This window comes from Arthrobacter sp. 2RAF22, from assembly GCF_052115325.1.
Taxonomy (GTDB): Bacteria; Actinomycetota; Actinomycetes; order Actinomycetales; family Micrococcaceae; genus Arthrobacter.
In genome coordinates, this window is record NZ_JBFRGL010000004.1 from 82,696 (window position 1) to 102,805 (window position 20,110).

A 20,110-nucleotide genomic window follows, 5' to 3' on the forward strand; every position below is an offset into this window, starting at 1 on the left:
TAACGGCTTTCCCCCAAACCATCGCTCACATATGACGGCCCTTCCCGGGACGCTCGCTCACCCAAAATGAGGAACATGTTCAGCTTGGGGTCGTACCCGCGCGAGCGTCGGGCCAAACACCCACATATGTGAGCGAGCGTCCCCCCAAACACCCACGTACCCGAGCGAGCGTCGGGGACGGGTGTTCAGGATCCGGGGCCGACGAAACAATGGCGCGTTCCCGAGTTGCCAAGCGGACCGGGCGTATATGCTCGGTTTTGCCGGCCCGACAACCGCGGGCGGTGTTCGGTCTCGCGAAAAGGAACCACATGGCCCACGCTGAAAACGAAGTCTCGATCAACCGCCCCGCAAACGACGTCTACGCCTTCCTCGCGGACGGGCTGAACAATAAGCTGTGGCGTCCGGGCGTGAAGAATGTCGCCCTCGCAAGCGGAGAAGCAGGCAACAAGGGTGCCGTGTACTCGCAAACGATGGCTGGCCCCGGTGGTCGCACGATCGCCGGCGATTACGAGATCACCGCGGCCGAGCCGGGCAAGCGGCTCGATTTCCAGGTCATCGCGGGCCCCGCCCGCCCAACAGGATCCTTCACCCTGAATGAGGCCGACGGCGGCACCACCGTTCGGTTTGCCTTGGATCTCCAGCCCAAGGGCTTCATGAAGCTCATGGGCTCGATGATCACCAAGACCATGGAGTCGGAAGTCGGACAGCTAGGGCAGTTGAAGTCCGTGCTTGAGGCGCAGTCCGTCTGACGCCGCTGCGAAAGCGTGCCCTCACCCGTCCGTAGCCCCGAACACGCTCCGGAACACGTCGGTCGTCTCCGCACTGAACAGCACAAATTCGACGAGTTCCAGCCCGCTGGAGCTTTCGACGTCGAGCCGGCTGACGGCGTCGAGCGCTACCGCGGCGACCTCGCGCGCGTCCCAGCCGTAGACCCCCGCGCTGATTGCGGGGAACGCAACGGAACTCGCTCCGAGGGACGCTGCCACTTTCAGGCTCTCGCGGAAACACGACGCCAGCAGTTCCGGATCGTTCTGGCCCGCGTGGCGGTTGGGGCCAACTGTGTGGATCACCCATCGGGCAGGCAATTTGAACCCGGGGGTAGCCACGGCTTGGCCCACGGGCAGCCCGTGCGGGTACCGTTCGCGCACCTCCATGCACGCGGCCAGGAGCTCCCTGCCCGCGGCGCGATGGATCGCGCCGTCCACTCCCCCGCCACCCATCAATGACGAGTTGGCGGCGTTGACGATCGCGTCGACGTCGCGCGTGGTGATGTCACCTTGCAGGATTTCGAGCCGCATGGCGCCAGTCTTGCACGACACTCCGGTGGATGCACCAAAGTGCGGTAATTTGTGCCCATGGACATCACCACCGCCGATGGCTGGGGAGCCGCGATCTATGCCTGGATCATCCCCATGGTGGTGGGCGACGCGATCTTCCCGCCCATCCCGTCCGAAATGTTGGTGATCACCGGTGGCGCGCTGGCAGCGGAGGGCCGGGTCAACCTGTGGTTGGTGGGTTTGATGGCCGCCGTCGCCTCCTGGCTGGGCGACATGATTGTTTTCCAACTCTTCAAGCGTCGCTTGGGACACATCCTGGACCGTTGGGCGTGGGGCCGCAAAGTCCATCAGGGCATCCACCGGGCGATCGCCAGGGCCGGGCGATCCTCCACTTACGGCGCGATCATCGGAGCCCGGTTCATCCCCGGCGGGCGGCTGGCTGCGTCGGCTGCTTCCGGGATCGCAGAGGTTTCCTCCCGCGGCTTCAGTCTCTGCGCCGGCTTGGGCGGGCTGCTGTGGGCCACATGGCAGACCGGGCTGGGTTACTTTACGGGCTCGACGACGAAGCTTCCGTTCTGGGCGAGCTCACTGATCGGCGTCGGCGTGGGTCTGCTGATTGGCGTCGTGGTGGGCGTGATCGTCACGCATCGCCGGGGTGACCGCTCGCCGGTGGACGAGCCGGGCGAGCCGCCGCACCTTTAGGCGTCCCGGCGTCGGACTCAAACCGGCGACCATTTCCCCCGTTTGCGACGCAGCACATAAAGGTTCCCTGTGAGCGCTACGCGTTCGACGGCGTCGCGCATCATGGCTGCCGACGCGCGGGCCTCGCTGTTCTCGCCCGGATAGTCGCGCGGCTCCACGAGGAAGCGGAGGCTGATTTGGGCGACGCCACCAACAATGTCGAGCTGATTGGATTCGACATGATGACGCGTTTCCAGGGCCTCAAGCGCAGCGGCCATTACCGACTCCGGCGGGTTTCCTGGTTTGAGCCCGGTGATCTTCAACTTGGTCTGGAACGACGGCATCCCTCAACCCTAAACGCTCGATGTGAGCGAGGGTTTCCAGAAGGACGCATATATGTGAGCGAGGGTCGGACGGACGCAACCCTCGCTCCCAAACAAGCCCTCCCTGCCGCACGCTCGCTCACATGATGTGAGCGAGCGTGCGCCAAAAGACCCACATAAGTGAGCGAGCGTCGGAAGGGAAGGAACGGAAGGAGCCGCTATCCCGTGTTCCGGAGGCCGGCGGCCACGCCGTTGACGGTGATGAGCATGGCCCGCTGGAGGCGTTCGTCGATCTCGGCACCGGAAATGGAAGCCTCGCGGACGCGACGCAACAACTCCACCTGCAGGTAACTGATGGGGTCGAGGTATTGGTCGCGGATTTCGAGGGAACGCTTGAGCGTCGGCTGGGCTTCCAAGAGCTCGGTTTCGCCGCTCAGGAGTTCCACCTCGGCAACCGTGAGATCGTACTCAGTACGGATCGCCTTGAACAGGTGGTGCAGCTCTTCCGGAACCAGCGAAGACACGTAGTGCCCGGCGATGTCCATGTCGGTCTTGGCCAGGGTCATCTCCACGTTGGAAATCACGGACTGGAAGAAGTGCCAGCGCTTCATCATTTCGGCAAGCTCAGCGGTGTTGCCTGCCTCGCGGGCTGCCTTCAGGCCTGAGCCAACGCCGAACCAGCCCGGAACGATCTGCCGGGACTGCGTCCAACCGAAGACCCACGGAATGGCCCGCAACCCGCCCAGTCCCGCACCGGAATCCGGCCGCTTGGAGGGCCGCGAGCCGATGTTCAGGGATCCGAGTTGCTCCACCGGCGTCGAGGCAAGGAAGTACGCCGGCAGGTCCGGATCGTCGATCAGGGAACGGTACTGGGCAAACGCGGCGTCGGAAATAATCTCCATGACGTGTCCGTAGCGCTCGCGCTCGTCGTCGGAGGTGCGCGGGGTGCGGTGCAGCGCGGAACCCTGCATCACGGCCGCCAGGGAGAGCTCAAGGTTTTCGCGGGCGAGCTCCGGCAAGGAGTACTTGTCCGAGATGACTTCGCCCTGCTCGGTGAACTTGATGGCGCCTTCAAGCACTCCGTTGGGCTGGGCCATGATGGCGTCGTAGGTCGGTCCGCCACCACGGCCTACGGAACCGCCGCGGCCATGGAACAAACGGACGTTGACGCCATGCTTGGCGGCGACGTCGCGTAGCTTGCGTTGGGTCTTGTGGATCTCCCACTGGCTGGTCATGACACCGGATTCCTTGTTGGAGTCCGAGTAGCCGAGCATGATCTCCTGGACATCGCCACGCAGCCGTACCAGCTCACGATACGACGGGTCAGAGAGCAGCAAGTCAACGATTTCGGCCGAAGCACGCAGCTCTTCCACGGTCTCCAGGAGCGGGGCGAAGCCGATCTTGGCATACGGAGCCGCGCCGAACAGGTCAATCAGTCCGGCTTCGCGGGCCAGCACAGCGGCAGCCAGGACATCGTCCGCGCCGCGCGTCATGGAGATGATGTAGGTTTCGACGACATCGGGCCCGTACGTCTGGAGGGCGTGGCGGATGCTGCGGAAGACGTCGTAGGTGCGGTCGCCGTCGCCGTCGAGCTTGATGGGGTGGCCGGACAGCGGGCGGCGCGAAGCCAGCTCCGCGCTCAGCCGCTCGAAGCGTTCGGCGCGGCTCAACTCGCCGTAGGGAGTTCCGACGCCGATCCGGTCCACCAACTGCCCGACGGCGTCGTGGTGGTAGTCGGCATGCTCACGGATGTCGAGGGTCGCCAAGTGCAGCCCGAAGGAAGCGATCGCCCGGCGGACCCGGGCCAGGGCGCCGTCGGCCACGAGCACAGCCGAGTGCTTACGCAGCGAGGCTTCCAACAGCTCGAGCTCTGCCAGGAGTTCCGAGGTGGAAGCGTAGTCGCGGCCGGGTTCGTGGTGGCTGGATGCGGACACGCGGCGGCCCGTGTTGATGAGCTTGGCCTTGATGCAGGTCAGCTTGAGGCGGTAGGGCTCCTGCGCGTTCAGCTCCAGGATGCGCTTGTCCAGGCCGGGCAGGTTCTTGAGGTCGACGGCGATCGAGTCCAGGAGATCCTTTTCCGCGTCCACCAAGGCTGTGGAGTTGGAGAGGATGGAGATCAGTTCGTCGATCATCGAGATGCTGATCCGCACGGCGTGCTGGTTCTGCAGCTGCAGGATCTCTCGCGTGACCGAAGCGGTGACGTTCGGGTTGCCGTCGCGGTCTCCGCCGATCCAGGAACCGAAACGGATGGGGGCGTTGTGCGCTGGCAGCACGACGCCGTGCTCCCCCAGCAGCTCTGAAAGGTCCGTGAGCATTTCCGGCATGGCATCGGTCAGGATGCTGCTCAGGTAGTAGATGGCGTTGCGGGCCTCGTCCACGGGAGTGGGGCGGACCTGGCGCAGTTCATCGGTCTGCCACATCTGGTCGATGATCTCGGCGAGCTGGCGGTCCTGCCGACGGCGGGCGGCCGTGCCCTCAACGGTGGATTCGGCCAGGACGTCCGAGAGTTTACGGATCTTGTCCAGCACCGAACGCCGCGAGGCTTCGGTGGGGTGCGCGGTGAAAATAGGACGAACGTCCAGCTCATTGACGACGTCCTGCAGGGCTTTGGTTCCGGCCTCGTCGGCGATCTCGGCCACGGCTTTGGCCAACCAGCCGTCCTTTTCCTGACGGGTGCGCAGTCCACGGACGCGGTGCACTTGTTCGGCGGCGTTGGCGAGGTGGAAATAGAAGGCGAAGGCGCGGACCAGCTCGGTGGCTTCCTCAAGCGGCAATGAGGCGAGCAACTCACGGACCTGGGCGACGACGTCGTGCGCGCTCCACGGGCCTGTGGCATCGGCGCCGCCGCGGGCGGCTTCCTTGGATTCCTTGGTGAGCAGGCGCACCTGCTCGACGAGCTGGAGCAGCTCGGGGCCATGCTGGCGGACCAATGACTCTCCGAGAAGCGTGGAGACGCGGCGGACATCGGCCCGCAGTTCCGCGGCAAGGTCGGTGCTGAGATGTGCAGTGTCAACCATGAAAAATACCTTCTGGCGTTGGGTGTGGCCCGTACACTGCGCTGGATACTGTGAGCCGGATTACTAATATTTCCAAAGGAATCCTACCCGCAGCCCTGAGGCCGGTGGCAATCCGTCTCAAATGTTGTCGCGGGCTCCGCCTGCGCGCTCCGCCCGCCCGCTCCGGCCCAACTGACTAGCAGTTGTTGTCGTTATGAGCCGTCAAAACGACAACAACTGCTAGTCAGTTGGGTTCCGGGAATGGTGGCGACGGGTGCATGGTTAAGCCAACGAACACCGCCCCAAGCCGCTGGAGGAACCATGAGCGCAACAGCCCCCGCAAGCAACGCCCAGCTGGAACGCTGGCAACGTTTCCGCACCGGCCGCAACGCCGCCCTCGCTGCGGACCACGGCTGGCTGACCCTCACCTCTTTCCAGTGGCTCGAATCCGCACCCGCCGCCGTCGAGCTCGTCCCGGGGCTTTGGTCGACGGACGGCACGACGGCGACACTCACCGCGAGCGCGACCGACGGACTCACGCTCGTGGAGACGGGAGCTCCCGTGGACGGCACGATTTCAGCCACCCTCCAGGACGAGGAATCGCTCATGTGGGTGCAGTTCGGCGGCTCGGATGGCACGGAAGTGGTGGTGGAACTGGCCATGCGCGCGGACAAGTACGCCATCCGCACGAGGGACAACTCCTCGCCGGTGTTGACGGAGTTCGACGCCGTTCCCACCTTTGAATACAACCCGGACTGGGTGCTTGAAGGCCGCTTCGAGGCGTACCCCGAGCCCGTGGATGTGCCGATCGGGACAGCCAATCCTTTGGTGGATGGGGTGCACCGATCGGTAGGCGAGGTGGTTTTCCGGGCGCCTGGACTTCCCCACGAGATCCGCCTGCACGCCGAGGCCGAGAAGCTCGGAGCCCTCACGGTGACCTTCCACGACGAGACGAACGGCAACACCACGGACGAATGGCGCAAGCTGGCCGTCTCGCGCCCCCGGCCCGACGGTTCCGTGGTCCTCGACTTCAACCGCGCCATCAACTACCCGAGCGCCTTCACCCCATATGGCACATGCCCCATGCCTGTAGCGGGAAATTCGATCGACGTGGCGGTCGAGGCCGGGGAGAAACTGCCGGCCGGCCGGATCGTCTAAACGCAACCGCCTAAACGCAGCAAACCAAAGCCGTTACATCTCCCCTGGACTCAAGGTACACTCTTCTTGGAAAGCGCTTACCAAGCGGTCCTGAAACGACACCGACGTCAGCAGCCCCGCCTCCCGGGGACAGATGAGGAGAGCCATGGGCACCCTGTCCACGCCCGTCCCGGCAGAACGCAAACCGGCAGAACACAAACAGTCCGGCCATGAGCCCAGCAGGGTGGCCCTTATTGGGGTCCACGGCTTCGGCGCGCACCACCTGCAGAACCTCGAAAGGCTCCAGGCAAACGGCGTGGTGCGACTTGTTGCCGTGGCGGATCCGAATCCGCCCGCCCCCGGCGCCCTCCCGCCCGGAACCGCGGTATTCAGCAACTTGGACGAGCTCTTGGCGGGAACCCCCGCGTTGGACCTCGTCATTGTGGCCACCCCCATCCAGACGCACGCGCAACTCGCCCTCACGACGCTCCCCCACGCCGATCTGTACCTTGAGAAGCCTCCAGTCGCTTCCCTCGCCGACTTCAATCGCCTGCAGGAAGCCGCCACCGCAGCTGGCAGAATCGTCCAGGTCGGCTTCCAAAGCCTCGGATCCCGGGCCCTCCAGGCCATTGATGAACTCCTTGCGGCGGGAGAGATCGGCACGCTCCTGGGCATCTCGGCCACCGGGCGTTGGGTGCGTGACCGCGCCTATTACAAACGCTCACGATGGGCGGGTAAGCGCAGCCTTGACGGCGTCGACGTCGTCGATGGGGTGGCGACCAACCCCCTGGCCCACGCCATCGCCACAGCGCTGAGGATCGCCGGGGCGAAAACCGTGGACGATCTTGCGTCCGTGGATACGGACCTGTACCGCGCCAACGACATCGAAGCCGACGACACCTCCGTCATCCGGATCCGCACCGCAGCGGGCGTGCCCATCACGTGCGCGCTCACCCTCTGCGCCGCCGAGTCCGTGGAACCGTACATCACCCTGCAGGGCAGCGAAGGCACTGCAGTGTTCCATTACACCGAAGACCGCCTCACTGTCAGCTCTGCCGCCGGGAAGCGCGAAACCGTATACGGCCGGGTGGACCTCACCGAAGACCTGCTGGAGCATCGTCGCTCGACGCCGGGGCCCGCAACCGCGGCGCCGCTGATCAGTCCGCTCGCGGACAGCGGCGCCTTCATGCAGGTCCTCGAAGCCATCCGCACCGCGGAATCTCCGGCGCTGATACCGGAGCAGTACGTCACCTGGGAGGGCGAGGGCGACGCCGCCCGTCCCGTGGTCGACGGAATCGAAGACGCCCTGGAACGCGCGACGGCGGCGCACGCCACCTTCAGCGAACTCGGCTTGCCTTGGGCGCGGCCAGCCGTCGACGCCGGAAGGCCGGTTTTGAGCCTGCCCGACGGCGGCGAGCTTGGCGGCGCTGCCCTGTTGGCGACCGTGCAGAGCGGTACAGGCCTTGCCACGCGGCTCTCCCCGCGGCCCTATCTGCACCCGGTCCGTACACTGGCCGGAGTCCCCGTAACCGATCACCTGCCGGCAGACCACCCCTGGCACCTTGGCGCGGGATTCACCTTGCAGGATGTGAACGGGACCAATTTCTGGGGCGGCAAAACGTACATCCGCGCGTCGGGCCCTTACGAAGAACGGCAAGACCATGGGCGCATCATCGAGCGCTCCACAGTGTCCGGGCCCGGCTTGCTGGAGCAGGAATTGAGTTGGCAGGCATCGGACGGCGCCGAACTTCTCCGCGAACGCCGCACCACCGGCTCCCGGCAGCTCGACCGCCGCACCTGGCAACTGGAGCTAAGAACAGAACTGACCGCCGTCGTCGACTCCTCGCTGGGCAGCCCCGGCTCAAACGGCGCCCCCGGAAGCGGCTACGGCGGCTTTTTCTGGCGCTTGCCTGCGTGCGCCGAAGCTGAGGTCTTCACTGCCGAAGGTCGCGGCGAACCCGAAGTCCACGGCTCGGCGTCACCGTGGCTGGCTTGGGCAGCCGACTTCCCTGGAGGCCCCGCCACCCTGGTGTTCGCTGCCCCGGCTGAGGCGCCGGATCCTTGGTTCGTCCGGATGGCGGATTACCCCGCAGTGGGTTCGGCCCTCGCGTGGGACCGGCCAGTGGTGCTTGCCGCAGGCGACTCCTTGGTCCGCACGTTCACGGTGTGGATCGTCGACGCCAAGCTGTCTCCGGCCGAGGTTGCCGAGCTGATGGCCAACAGGGTCTCCGCCGGAGGCTAGGCACGCAGAAGGGCGGGGCACGCAACGTGCCCCGCCCTTTCAGACCCGCCCGCGCCGCGCCGTTAGGCGTACGGAAGCACGAGTTCCGCGTAGCGCTGCTTCATGGTTTCCAGGACTGAATCGCCGTCTGCGTCCCAGATGTCTTGGTTGAAGATTTCGACCTCGATGTCGCCCGTGTATCCGGCGTCGCGCACCCAGCTGCCGATCGTCGCGAAGTCGATCACGCCGTCGCCCATCATGCCGCGGGACAGCAGGGCGTCGGCGGCGATGGGGAGGTTGAAATCGCACACCTGGTAGGAGGCGATCCGGTTTTCCCGGCCGGCCCGCTGGATCTGCTGCTTCAGTTCCGGGTCCCACCACACGTGGAAGGTGTCGACGGCGACGCCCACCGCCTTCGCGTCGTAAGGCGAGGCGAGGTCGAGCGCTTGGCCCAGCGTCGAGATGAGGGCCCGGTCCGCTGCGTACATCGGGTGCAGGGGTTCGAGCACCAGCCGGACCCCGTGTTCGACGGCGAAGGGCACCAGGTCCTCGAGGCGGTCGGCCACGCGCTGGCGGGCCGCGACGACGTCCTTCTCTCCCGGGGCGAGTCCGCCGACCACCAGGAACAGCTCCTGCGTATCCAGGGCCACGGCTTCGAGGATGGCTGCCCGGTTGTCCGCCACAGCGGCGGCCTGCCCTTCGGCGTCGGCGGCTGTGAGGAAGCCTCCCCGGCAGAGGGAGGAAACGCGAAGTCCGGCGTCCTTGATCAGCTTGGCCGCTTTGTCCAGGCCGGTGTCGGCGACGATGTCCCGCCACGGGCCGATCGCCGGGATCCCGGCACGGACGCAACCGTCCACCGCCTCGGCGAGGGTCCATTTCTTGGTGGTGGCGCTGTTGAGTGACAATCTGGAAAAGTCGGACGGCCGCGAAAAGTCGTTCATGCGCTCACCCCGTTGATGCGGAGGTAATCGGACATGCGGAAGGCGGCCAACGCGGGATCGCTCAGGAGCCCGGCCTGGTCGGCGAGTTCGAAGGTGCGTGCCAGGTGGACCACGGAGCGCCCGGAATGCAGCCCGCCGACCATTTGGAATCCGGGCTGTTTGCCGTTGAGCCAGGACATGAAGGCGATCCCGGTCTTGTAGTAGAACGTGGGGGCGCTGAAGATGTGCTTGCCCAGTTCGCGGGTGGAGTCCAGGATGGCGCGCGCGTCCGCGGCGTCGCCGGCGTCGTACTTCTGCAAGGCGACCGAGGCGGCAGGGTAGATCGCGGCGAAGATGCCCAACAGCGCGTCCGAGTGGTGGGCGCCGTCGCCGTCGATCAGTTCCGGGTAGTTGAAATCGTCGCCGGTGTAGAGGCGGACGCCCTCCGGAAGGGCTGCACGCAGGGCAACTTCATGCGAAGCGTCGAGCAGCGAGACCTTCACTCCGTCCACCTTGTCCGCGTGGTCCCGGATCAGGCCAAGGAAGGTTTCCGTTGATTCGGCGACGTCGTCCGATCCCCAGTAGCCGGCCAGTGCGGGGTCGAACATGGTCCCGAGCCAGTGCAGGATGACGGGCTGGTCCACCTCACTGAGGAGCGTGGAGTAGACCTGCAGATAGTCCTCAGGGCTTGCTGCCACCTTGGCCAGCGCCCGCGACGCCATGATGATGACCTTCGGTCCCGCTTCGCTCACGACGGCGATCTGCTCGCGGTAGGCGTCCAGCACGGTATTGATTCCGGCGGGCCCCTCGGGGACAGAGTCCAGGTCCAGCTGGTCAGTTCCGGCACCGCAAGAGACGAGGTCCCTGACGGTCTTCCCGGCGGTAGCGGTGTTGCCGGATGCCACCACGGATGTCGCTTCGACCCCGGTTCGCTTGATGAGCTGCTGCGTGGCGGCCCAGTCCAGGCCCATGCCTCGCTGGGCGGTGTCCATGGCGTCGGCAACACCCAGGCCGTAGGACCACAGCTCGTGCCGGTACGCCATGGTGGCGTCCCAGTCCAAGCGCGCGGGGGCACCCGGGGTGTTGTCGGCCGTTGCTTCGGGGATCACGTGCGCCGCGGCGTAGGCACGCCGTGAGGTCAAGGGCGACGTCGGCCTGGCCCACGACGTTGCCGGCCGCACCTTGTAGAGGCGGGTCCCGCCGTCGTGGTTTGGAAGAAGGAGGGAAGTCATCAGAGCACGATCTCCGGGATGTCGATGGTGCGGCGCTCGGCCGAGGACTGCAGGCCGAGTTCTGCGAGCTGCACGCCGCGGGCGGCGGAAAGCAGGCCGAAGCGGTGCTCCCGGCCGGCGACGACGTCGCGCAGGAATTCTTCCCATTGCAGCTTGAAGCCGTTGTCCAGATCGGCGTTCGCGGGAACTTCCTGCCACTGGCTGCGGAAGGACTCCGTAACGGGCAGGTCCGGGTTCCAGACGGGCTTGGGGGTGTGGGCGCGCTGCTGCGCGACGCACTTGTTCAAGCCCGCGACGGCGGACCCGTGCGTGCCGTCGATCTGGAACTCCACGAGTTCGTCGCGGTAGACGCGGACCGCCCAGGAGGAGTTGATCTGTCCGACGACGTCGTCCCCGCCCGGGGTCTCGAGCTCAAAGATGCCGTAGGAGGCGTCGTCGGCCGTGGCCTTGTATTCCTTGCCGGATTCGTCCCATCGGGTCGGGATGTGGGTGGCGGTCTTGGCGTTGACGCTCTTGACCTTGCCGATGATGCCTTCAAGGACGTAGTTCCAGTGGCAGAACATGTCCGTTGTCATTCCGCCGCCGTCTTCCTTGCGGTAGTTCCAGGAAGGGCGCTGCGCCGCCTGGACGTCGCCTTCGAAGACCCAGTAGCCGAATTCGCCGCGGATCGAGAGGATCCGGCCGAAGAAGCCTTCGTCCACCAGGCGGCGCAGCTTGACCAGCCCCGGCAGGTACAGCTTGTCGTGCACCACGCCGGCCGTGACCCCGGATTCCTTGCCGATGCGGGCCAGCTCGATGGCCTCCTCCAGCGTCTCCGCCGTCGGCTTCTCGGTGAAAATGTGCTTTCCGGCGCGCATGGCCTTCTTCAGCGTCGCCGCGCGGAGGCTCGTCATCGACGCATCGAAAACGACGTCGACCGTGGGGTCGTTGATAACTGCGTCGAGGTCGGTGGACCACTCGGACACCTTGTGGAGTTCGGCGAGTTCGCGGATCTTCGCTTCGTTGCGGCCAACCAGGATCGGTTCGACCTGGACGCGGGTGCCGTCTGCCAAGGTGAAGCCCCCGGCGTCGCGGATGGGAAGGATGGAACGCAGCAGGTGCTGGCGGTAGCCCATCCGGCCAGTGATGCCGTTCATGGCGATCCTTATGGACTTTGTTGCTGTAACAGAATTGGTGCCCATGAGTCCTTCTTCAGATGGAAAGTAATGAGGTGGGAAAGCGCATTCCCAATGCATTCATGATGACACGCCGCCCCGGGTCTGGCAACCGCTTTCCCACTGCTAGTTGGGCCTGCAATAATCGGATGTTGCTGAAAGTGCCCGAGACTGAGGCTTTGAAGAGGAGTTGTCCGTGACTGCAAGCACGCTGTCCGAAGTGGCCAAACTGGCCGGCGTCTCCCCCGCCACAGCCTCCCGGGTACTCAATGGGTCCGCCAGGACGCCCGCGCCGGACATCGCCGAGCGCGTCCGCCAGGCGGCCGACACCCTCGGCTACATCGCGAACGCCCAGGCCCAGGCCCTGGCGAAATCCAGCACAGGCCTCATCGGCCTGATCGTGCACGATATCGCGGACCCCTATTTTTCCGCCATAGCGCAAGGCGTACAGGCCGCGGCACGGCAAGAGCGCCGCATGGTGCTGCTCGCCACCACCAATGGCACCCCCGCTGAGGAGAAGGAAGCCGTCGCCGCCTTCGCTGCACGGCGGGCCGAGTCGATCGTCATCGCAGGATCGCGTTCAACACGTTCCGAAGACGCCCGCGCGAACACCGAGCTAGCCGCCGAACTGGACCGCTACTGCCGCAACGGCGGGCGAGTGGGCGTCGTCGGGCAAGCGATCCTGGGCGTCGCCGAAACGGACAACTACCGCACCATCGCCGTCCCGAACGAACAACTTGCGCAGGATCTGGCGCGGGAGTTGGCGCGCACCCACAAAGGGCCGTTCGTCATCGTGGCAGGTCCAGAAGGGCTAACAACTTCGGATGAGCGCGTTATGGGATTCCAACGCGGCTTGTCCGACGCCGGCCAACCCGCCGCGGATGTTGTGCACGTCGCGTTCAACCGGAACGGCGGTTTCGACGCCGGCATTGAGCTTGCCTGGCGGATCAAGACCTCCGGCCAGTCGGCGCCGGAGCAGCGTTTGTGCATTTTCGCGAGCAACGATGTCATGGCCATCGGCGTGGCTGCCGCGTTGAGGGACCAGGGGCTCAGGATCCCCCACGACGCCAGCCTCGCAGGATTCGACGACATCCAATGGCTCCGGGACTTCCGGCCGGCGCTCTCCACCGTAAGCCTGCCACTCGAAGAAATCGGACGGCTTGCAACCATTGCGGCCCTTTCCGACGACGACGGCGGCGGTCCAGCCGCCGTCGCGGGCAGCGTCACCCTCCGCAAGAGCACGGGTTCGCCGTAGTTCCCCTGGCTCGCGGCCGCTCCATCGATGACGCGATCGCGCCGGGCCGAGCGTCTCTCGCCAGTGTGACCGACGCAACACCTTAACCTTGACAGCACGGCCGCGCGGGTGTCTCATGGAAAGCGCTTACCAGATGGGAAAGCGCATACCAAGCGGAAGTTCAGTCCGATTCTTGCAATGGCGCCGCACTCCTGCTGGAAACCACACCCAAAGACGGGAAGGCCCTTCCAGTGGCCCCAACGACTTGTCCAAAGGAGGACAATATGAAGATCGACGCGAGCAGGCAGCGAAGTTCAATCGAACCGCGACAGTCCAGCACCACGAGGAAAGCGGCAGCCAGCGGCTGGATCGGCAGCGCCCTTGAGTACTACGACTGGTTCATCTATGCACAGGCCGCCGCTCTGGTGTTTCCCGGCGTCTTCTTTCCTGCCGGAAACCCGACCGTGGCGCTGATCGCTTCCCTTGGCACATACGCCGTGGGCTACGTGGCCCGCCCCATCGGCGCATTCGTCCTGGGACAGTGGGGCGACAAGCATGGCCGTAAGAATGTCCTGGTCCTGGCGATGCTCATGATGGGCGCTTCGACCTTCGCCGTCGCATTATTGCCCACCTACGGCCAGGTCGGCGTCCTGGCACCCGTCCTGCTGGTTGCCGTTCGGCTCATCCAGGGCTTTGCAGTTGCAGGCGAACTGAGCGGTGCCAGCGCCATGATCGTGGAGCACGCACCCTTCGGCCGCCGGGGCTTCTACGCAAGCTTCGCGCTCCAGGGTACCCAGGCCGGTCAGATTATCGCGGCCGCGGTCTTCCTCCCGCTCTCTGCCATGCTCTCCAGTGAATCGTTCAAATCCTGGGGTTGGCGCATTCCGTTCCTCCTCAGCGCCCTTGTGGTGTTCGCCGGGTACATGATCCGCCGCCGGGTCGAAGAAACCCCCATCTTCACCGAAGAAAAGGCGCATCAAGAGATCCCGAAGATGCCGATCGTCCGCGTGCTGCGCGAAAGCGGTCTCGACGTGGTTCGCGCAATCTGCATGACCCTGGTCAACGTCGTCGGCGTCACCGTGGCAGTCTTCGGTGCCGCGTACGCCACCCAGCCGGGCTACGGCGTCGGTATGAGCACCACCGTCTACCTCTGGATCCCGGTCCTGGCCAACGTCGTCGCCCTGGCCCTCATCCCCTTGTTCGGAGATCTGTCGGACCGGTTCGGCCGCAGGCCGTTGATGATCTTCGGCTCATTGAGCTCCGGCGTGCTGGCCTACGCCTATCTGTACGCGGTCAGCCAGAACAACGTACTGCTCACGATCATCCTCTCGATCCTCATGTGGGGCACGCTCTACCAAGTCTGGAATGCAACGTTCGCCAGCTACTTCCAGGAACTCTTCCCCGCGCGCACCCGAGTCACGGGATTCGCCATCTCGCAGAACATCGGCCTTGTCATCACCGCGTTCCTTCCGAGTATCTTCGCGGCAATCGCCCCGCCAGGGTCCGCGAACGTACCGCTCATCATCGGGTCCATCTGCTTCGGAATCTGCATCATCGGAGCCGTGGCCGCCTGGTCGGCCCGGGAAACATACCGCATCCCCCTCAATCAGCTGGGCACCCCGGACGCGACGCCGGTTCCGCGCGAGGAATACCGCCAGTTCCGGGCCGGCACCCGGTAAGCTGCGCGATTTTGCGGCTCTTCGCCGCCCATGAATGAAACGATTCACAGAAGGTAGGAACCTCGATGCGCGTCTGCTTCCGCTCCTCGGTCAAACCCAGCCATATTCCGGAGTACCGGCGCCGCCACGCGGCCGTCTGGCCGGAGATGCTGCGTGAACTCAAGGCAGCCGGATGGAACAACTATTCGCTGTTCCTGGCTGACGACGGGCTGCTGGTGGGGTACGTGGAATGCGACGATTTCGATGCGGCCCGGACCCGCATGGCCCTGACTGACGTGAATGCCCGCTGGCAGGCGGAAATGGCGCTCCTGTTCGAAAACGACGCACAGGCACCCGACCAAGGATTCGTCCAGCTCACGGAAATCTTCAATCTCGAGGACCAGCTGTTCCGGGGTTGAGGCCTTGGGTTCCGAAAACCGGGGCTTGTTTCCCATCGCCGCGCTTCAAGCTCCGGCCTGGGAAACAAGCCCCGGAAGTGCTCTGCCCCTTGGAATTCCGGACAGCGGCCCAGTGTGGTACTTTCCGCAAGAACGAATTGGGGCTTGCCTAAGACTTCCGGGCATGTTTATTGGGGGCGTTGTGGTTTCTTTGAGTGCACGGATAAAGCGTGGAACTGCCAGTGTGGCAGCGACCGTGGGGATCCTACTGCTTTGGTCTGGCTTGGCGGCGCCCGCAGCAGAGGCGGATACAGCCTCGGCTCCGGCACCGACACCCTTAGCGCTCATGGGTACCACCTCGAAACCCACCGCCGAGGGCGCATTTATCCCGTTGGCTCCGGCGCGGTTCCTGGATACCCGAAACAGTGCTCCCGTGGGCCCTGATGGAACGGTGTCCTTCCAAGTTGGCGGGGTGAACGGGATTCCGGCCAATGCGGCGGCTGTTACTTTCAATCTCACAGTTACCGATCCCACGTCCTTCGGGTTTATTACCGCATATGCTTCCGGGACCAACCGACCTGACGCATCCAACGTGAACTTCGCCGGCGGCCAGACCGTTCCGAACTCCGTCACGGTCCCGGTAGGGGCCGACGGAAAGGTCACCCTGTTCAACCGCTCGTCGGGAACCACCCAATTGATCGCTGATGTCTCGGGCTACTACCTCCCTGGAGCGCCGACTGTGCCGGGCGCCTTCGTGCCTGTCGCACCCGTCAGGCTCTTGGAAACCCGGACCAGCGCTCCCGCGAGTCCGGACGGAACAGTGTCCTTCCAGGTCGGTGGGTTGGGTAGGATTCCGGCGACGGTCTCGGCAGTCACGTTCAATCTCACTGTTGTGAACCCGACGTCGTACGGGTTCATCACCGCCTACGCTTCCGGCACACCTCGCCCGAACTCCTCCAACGTCAACTTCGCAAAAGACCAGACAGTTCCGAACTCGGTCACCGTCCCCGTCGGCTCCGACGGAAAGGTCACCCTTTTCAACCGCTCGTCCGGCAGCACCCAACTGCTCGCCGACGTATCCGGCTACTACGTTGCCGGGACGCCGACTGTAGCAGGTGCATTTGTTCCCGTAGCGCCCACACGCTTCCTGGATACCCGCAACAGGGGTCCTGTGGGGGCTGACGGGGTGGTGTCTTTCCAGGCAGGTGGGGCGAATGGAGTTCCAGCCAACGTTGCGGCAGTTACTTTCAACCTCACTGTCACGGGCCCGACGTCGGTCGGGTTCATTACGGCGTACGCCTCAGGGACGGATCGGCCGGGTTCATCGAACGTGAACTTTTCGCCTGGGCAGACTGTTCCGAATTCCGTCACGGTCCCGGTCGGGGCCGACGGCAAGGTTACGCTCTACAACCGCGCGTGGGGCACCACCCAGCTAATTGCGGACGTCTCCGGCTACTACTACCTTCCCGGGGCATCTACGAGCTCCGTGGGCATCTGGGGCGACAATCGCTACGGGCAGCTTGGCAATGGCACCTATACGGACAGTCTTTCGGCGATCGGTGTTTCGGGATTGACCGATGTGGTCATGACTGCTCAAGGTCGCGCCAATAGGTATGCGTTGCGCGCTGACGGCACGGTTTGGGCTTGGGGTATCAACTACTGGGGTCAACTGGGCGACGGCACCACCGAGTACCGGAACACCCCGGTTCAAGTCGCGGGCCTGACAGGGGTGACCTCCATCGTCGCCAATACGGACAACGCCTATGCATTGTTGGCCGATGGGACGGTCCGGGCATGGGGAAACAACTACGACGGCCAGTTGGGAAACGGCACCCGCGGGTATAGTCCCACCACGGGCTACAACAGCGCCTTGTCCTTTAGCAGCACCCCGGTCCAGGTTGTTGGCCTGACGGGAGTTGCTTCCCTCAGCGCTACATTTAGTGCGACTTATGCGTTGTTGACCGACGGAACGGTCCGGGCTTGGGGCGAAAACAGTGACGGTGCGCTCGGGGATGGCACCACGATCAACAGGGACGCTCCGGTCAAAGTGTCCGGCCTCGCGCGCGTCGAATCACTTTCCACTTGCTGGGGGAACGTATATGCCCTTCTGACCGACGGAACGGTCCGTGCCTGGGGAAACAACCTGAGCAGCGAGCTTGGTTCCGGCAGTTCGGCACCGCAAAGCGCCATCCCCGTTCAGGTCGCCGGCCTTTCCGGCGTTGCCTCCCTCGCGGTTGACGGGGGACATGCCTATGCGCTCCTTACCGATGGCACGGTTCGCGCTTGGGGACTTCACGCCGGAGAACTGGGCGGCGGCCCGATCGGCCAAAACAGCAGCATCCCGGTTAGGGTCCCTGGTCTCACCGCGGTCGCTTCGATCTCGGTCAGCTACGGCACGAGCTATGCAGTGTTGGCTGACGGGACGGTCCGCGCCTGGGGCTACAACCCGAACGGGCAGGTTGGAAACGGGACCACCACCCATACCGCATCCCCCGCCCGAGTCACCGGCCTGAGCAGGGTCGCCTCGATCTCGTCGAACGGATTCAGCACGTACGCCCTTCTCACCGACGGGACCGTCCGGGCATGGGGCTACAACGGAGAAGGCCAGCTCTCCAATGGCACCAAGGTGAGCAGCAGCACTCCCGTGCAGGTCCAAGGGCTCACCAACGTGAGGCGACTCGCGATGTAGGCAGCCGGTTCCGCAAACCGGCGCGATACTCCGCCAAAAGCCCTCAAACGATCGCGGAAACCCCTGTCACGGCCCGGCCCACGATGAGCGAGTTGATCTCGAACGATCCTTCATAGGTGTAGATCGCCTCAGCATCGGCAAAGATCTTTGCCATCCGGTAGTCCGTCACGATGCCGTTCCCGCCCAGGATGGATCGGCCCATCGCCACGGTTTCGCGCATACGGGCGCTGCAGTACGCCTTGGCCAGCGCCACCTGGGCCATTTGGGCTCCGCCGTGCCGCACTCCCTTGCTGTCCGTGTAGATACCCTCCTGCAGCTGGGCGATCCGCACCATCATCCCCATGCTGGCCACGGCATTTCCGAGCATGTCTACCAATTGCTGCTGGATGAGTTGGAACTTCGCCAGCGGGCGGCCGAACTGCTGGCGGTCAAGCGCATACTGGCGGGCGACGTCGAACGCCGCCAACTGCTGTCCCACGGCCTGCCAGGCCACCATGAGCCGTGATCCGCGCAGCAGGTGGTTGGTGTCCGCGAAACTGTTGATCCCGGAAAAACGATCCGTCTCGGCAACCCGGACGTCCTTGAGGACAATGTCAGCGTTTTGCACCGTACGCAGGGCGATCTTGTTCTCGATCTTGGTGCGGGTCACGCCAGGCAGCGTGCCGTCCACGATGAAGCCGCGAATAGCTCCGTCGGCCTCGTCCCGGGCCCAGACCAGCATGTGGTCGCAGAACGTCCCGTTGCCGATCCAGCGCTTGGCGCCGTTCAGCACCCAGTAGTCGCCGCCGTCGTCGGCTCCCCCGGGGACCCGGCGGGCCACAGTCTGCAGGCCGCCGGCCACGTCGGATCCGTGATCCGGTTCCGTGAGCGCAAACGCACCAGTGGTCCGCAGATTGGAGGCGTCGTCGAGGTAGCGGTCCTGTTGATCCTTGGAGCCGAACTCGTACAGCGCCTCGATGAAAAGGTCGTGGTGGACCATGAAGAACGTGGCAATGGAGGTGTCCACGCGGGTCATTTCCGCGATCACGAGCCCTGCGAACAGGCTGCTGTAGCCGCGGTGCGTGGGGGTGCTCAGGCGAAGGGCCGCGAGCTTGGGCAGGATGTGCGCCGGGAACTCAGCTTTGTCCCACCAATCCTTGGCATACGGCGCGATTTCCGTGGCCAGGAATTGCCGGAGCTCGTTGAGCTTGCGCTGTTCCTGGACGCTGAGGAGGGACTCGAAATCGAAAAAGTCTGCCGAAGGCAAGGAAGGCAGCGAACCAGCCGGGTGTTCGACGGCGGCCGCGAGCTTGTGCGTCTGGCTCACTTCGGTGCCATCCGGATTGCGCCGTCGAGGCGGATGGTTTCGCCGTTGAGCATGGCATTCTCCACGATGTGCGCCACGAGGTTGGCGTACTCGGCGGGGCGGCCAAGACGCGCCGGGTGCGGCACCTGCTGGCCCAGGGAGAGCTGGGCGTCCTGGGGCAAGCCGGCCAGCATCGGGGTTTCGAAAATGCCTGGAGCAATGGCCATGACGCGCACCAGCGAGCGCGCAAATTCACGGGCCAGGGGCAACGTCATCGCGGCCACGGCCCCCTTGGACGCGGCATACGCAGGCTGTCCGATCTGGCCGTCGAAAGCCGCCACGGAGGCTGTGTTGATGATGACTCCGCGTTCCTCGCCACCGAGTTCGGTGGACGCAGGTTCGTTCCGGGCCATCGCGGCGGCAGCGAGGCGGATCACGTTGAAGGTCCCCACGAGGTTGATCTGGATGACCCTGTTGAAGTTCTCGAGCGGCAGCACACCGTCTTTGCCCAGTACTTTGCCCGGGGTTGCTACGCCAGCACAGTTGACCAGGATCCGGAGCGGGCCCAGCGCGACGGCAGCATCGACGGCGGCCTGCACCTGCTCTTCGTTCGTGACGTCGGCGGGGACGAACACGGCCCTGCCGTCGGCTCCCGCGGCATTGAGTTCGGCGGCGAGGGACTCGCCGGGAGATGAGTGGAGGTCAAGCAGCACTACCGACGCTCCGGCGTCGAGCAATCGCCTTGCGGTTGCGGCCCCCAAACCCGATGCCCCGCCGGTTATCAACGCAACTGCGCCCTTGATGTCCATCCATCCTCCTCGATGCAGAACCAAAATCCGTTAATGAATGTTAACTGAATCACTTTGATTGTGCACTGGTGAGGGGCCTGCGGCCAAGCGCGCGGC

16 protein-coding genes are annotated in these 20,110 nt (G+C 64.8%); 8 read left to right on the plus strand and 8 right to left on the minus strand.

Annotated elements, in window-relative coordinates; translation table 11 throughout:
- Nucleotides 1-308: 308 nt before the first annotated feature.
- On the plus strand, nt 309-749 hold the full coding sequence (locus AB4068_RS05820) for an SRPBCC family protein (protein ID WP_059388564.1): 441 nt from the start codon (nt 309-311) through the stop codon (nt 747-749).
- Nucleotides 750-770: 21 nt separating this feature from the next.
- Here AB4068_RS05820 and AB4068_RS05825 read toward each other — a convergent pair whose 3' ends face one another.
- Complete coding sequence (locus AB4068_RS05825; protein ID WP_441432900.1) at nt 771-1,298, minus strand: O-acetyl-ADP-ribose deacetylase; 528 nt, start codon at nt 1,296-1,298, stop codon at nt 771-773.
- 57 nt (nt 1,299-1,355) lie between these two features.
- Here AB4068_RS05825 and AB4068_RS05830 point away from each other — a divergent pair, with 57 nt between their 5' ends.
- Entirely contained in the window at nt 1,356-1,979 is a 624-nt protein-coding gene (locus AB4068_RS05830) for a DedA family protein (protein WP_059388562.1), read from the plus strand.
- Nucleotides 1,980-1,996: 17 nt separating this feature from the next.
- Here AB4068_RS05830 and AB4068_RS05835 read toward each other — a convergent pair whose 3' ends face one another.
- On the minus strand, nt 1,997-2,302 hold the full coding sequence (locus AB4068_RS05835; RefSeq protein WP_059388561.1) for a hypothetical protein: 306 nt from the start codon (nt 2,300-2,302) through the stop codon (nt 1,997-1,999).
- 197 nt (nt 2,303-2,499) lie between these two features.
- Nucleotides 2,500-5,298, minus strand: coding sequence for a phosphoenolpyruvate carboxylase (gene ppc / locus AB4068_RS05840; RefSeq protein ID WP_306963311.1), 2,799 nt, complete (start codon nt 5,296-5,298; stop codon nt 2,500-2,502).
- Nucleotides 5,299-5,598: 300 nt separating this feature from the next.
- Here ppc and AB4068_RS05845 point away from each other — a divergent pair, with 300 nt between their 5' ends.
- On the plus strand, nt 5,599-6,435 hold the full coding sequence (locus AB4068_RS05845; protein WP_284988696.1) for a DUF1684 domain-containing protein: 837 nt from the start codon (nt 5,599-5,601) through the stop codon (nt 6,433-6,435).
- Between the two features lie 145 nt (nt 6,436-6,580).
- Nucleotides 6,581-8,656: a DUF6807 family protein gene (locus AB4068_RS05850; RefSeq protein WP_441432901.1), complete on the plus strand. Its 2,076-nt coding sequence runs from the start codon at nt 6,581-6,583 to the stop codon at nt 8,654-8,656.
- 62 nt (nt 8,657-8,718) lie between these two features.
- Here the strand turns inward: AB4068_RS05850 and AB4068_RS05855 are convergent, their stop codons facing one another.
- Genes AB4068_RS05855 through AB4068_RS05865 form a run of 3 tightly spaced genes read right to left on the minus strand, consistent with a single transcriptional unit; the run spans nt 8,719 to nt 11,923 of the window.
- Entirely contained in the window at nt 8,719-9,576 is an 858-nt protein-coding gene (locus AB4068_RS05855; protein WP_307052828.1) for a sugar phosphate isomerase/epimerase family protein, read from the minus strand.
- Nucleotides 9,573-10,787 (minus strand): dihydrodipicolinate synthase family protein, encoded by a 1,215-nt coding sequence (locus AB4068_RS05860; RefSeq protein WP_441432902.1) that lies wholly within the window; start codon nt 10,785-10,787, stop codon nt 9,573-9,575. Before AB4068_RS05860 ends, AB4068_RS05855 begins: the two co-directional genes overlap by 4 nt.
- The gene (locus AB4068_RS05865; RefSeq protein WP_284988692.1) at nt 10,787-11,923 is read right to left on the minus strand and encodes a Gfo/Idh/MocA family protein; all 1,137 of its coding nucleotides are present in this window, start codon (nt 11,921-11,923) and stop codon (nt 10,787-10,789) included. The genes AB4068_RS05860 and AB4068_RS05865 overlap by 1 nt, the downstream gene beginning before the upstream one ends.
- Nucleotides 11,924-12,137: 214 nt before the next feature.
- On the opposite strand from AB4068_RS05865, the gene AB4068_RS05870 reads away from it, so the two are divergent.
- The 4 genes from AB4068_RS05870 (at nt 12,138) to AB4068_RS05885 (ending at nt 17,920) form a co-directional block, all read left to right on the plus strand.
- Complete coding sequence (locus tag AB4068_RS05870) at nt 12,138-13,196, plus strand: LacI family DNA-binding transcriptional regulator (RefSeq protein WP_441432903.1); 1,059 nt, start codon at nt 12,138-12,140, stop codon at nt 13,194-13,196.
- 263 nt (nt 13,197-13,459) lie between these two features.
- The gene (locus AB4068_RS05875) at nt 13,460-14,854 is read left to right on the plus strand and encodes an MFS transporter (protein ID WP_441432904.1); all 1,395 of its coding nucleotides are present in this window, start codon (nt 13,460-13,462) and stop codon (nt 14,852-14,854) included.
- 65 nt (nt 14,855-14,919) lie between these two features.
- A complete protein-coding gene (locus AB4068_RS05880) occupies nt 14,920-15,252 on the plus strand; it encodes an L-rhamnose mutarotase (RefSeq protein ID WP_059388558.1) in 333 nt (110 codons plus the stop codon).
- A 325-nt stretch (nt 15,253-15,577) separates the two neighbouring features.
- Nucleotides 15,578-17,920 carry a hypothetical protein gene (locus AB4068_RS05885; protein ID WP_441432905.1) on the plus strand — a complete coding sequence of 781 codons (2,343 nt, stop codon included), beginning with the start codon at nt 15,578-15,580 and terminating at the stop codon, nt 17,918-17,920.
- Between the two features lie 43 nt (nt 17,921-17,963).
- On the opposite strand, the gene AB4068_RS05890 is transcribed toward AB4068_RS05885, so the two are convergent.
- Nucleotides 17,964-19,226 (minus strand): acyl-CoA dehydrogenase family protein, encoded by a 1,263-nt coding sequence (locus AB4068_RS05890; protein WP_441432906.1) that lies wholly within the window; start codon nt 19,224-19,226, stop codon nt 17,964-17,966.
- Entirely contained in the window at nt 19,223-20,014 is a 792-nt protein-coding gene (locus AB4068_RS05895; RefSeq protein ID WP_059388556.1) for an SDR family NAD(P)-dependent oxidoreductase, read from the minus strand. Before AB4068_RS05895 ends, AB4068_RS05890 begins: the two co-directional genes overlap by 4 nt.
- Nucleotides 20,015-20,110: the final 96 nt, after the last annotated feature.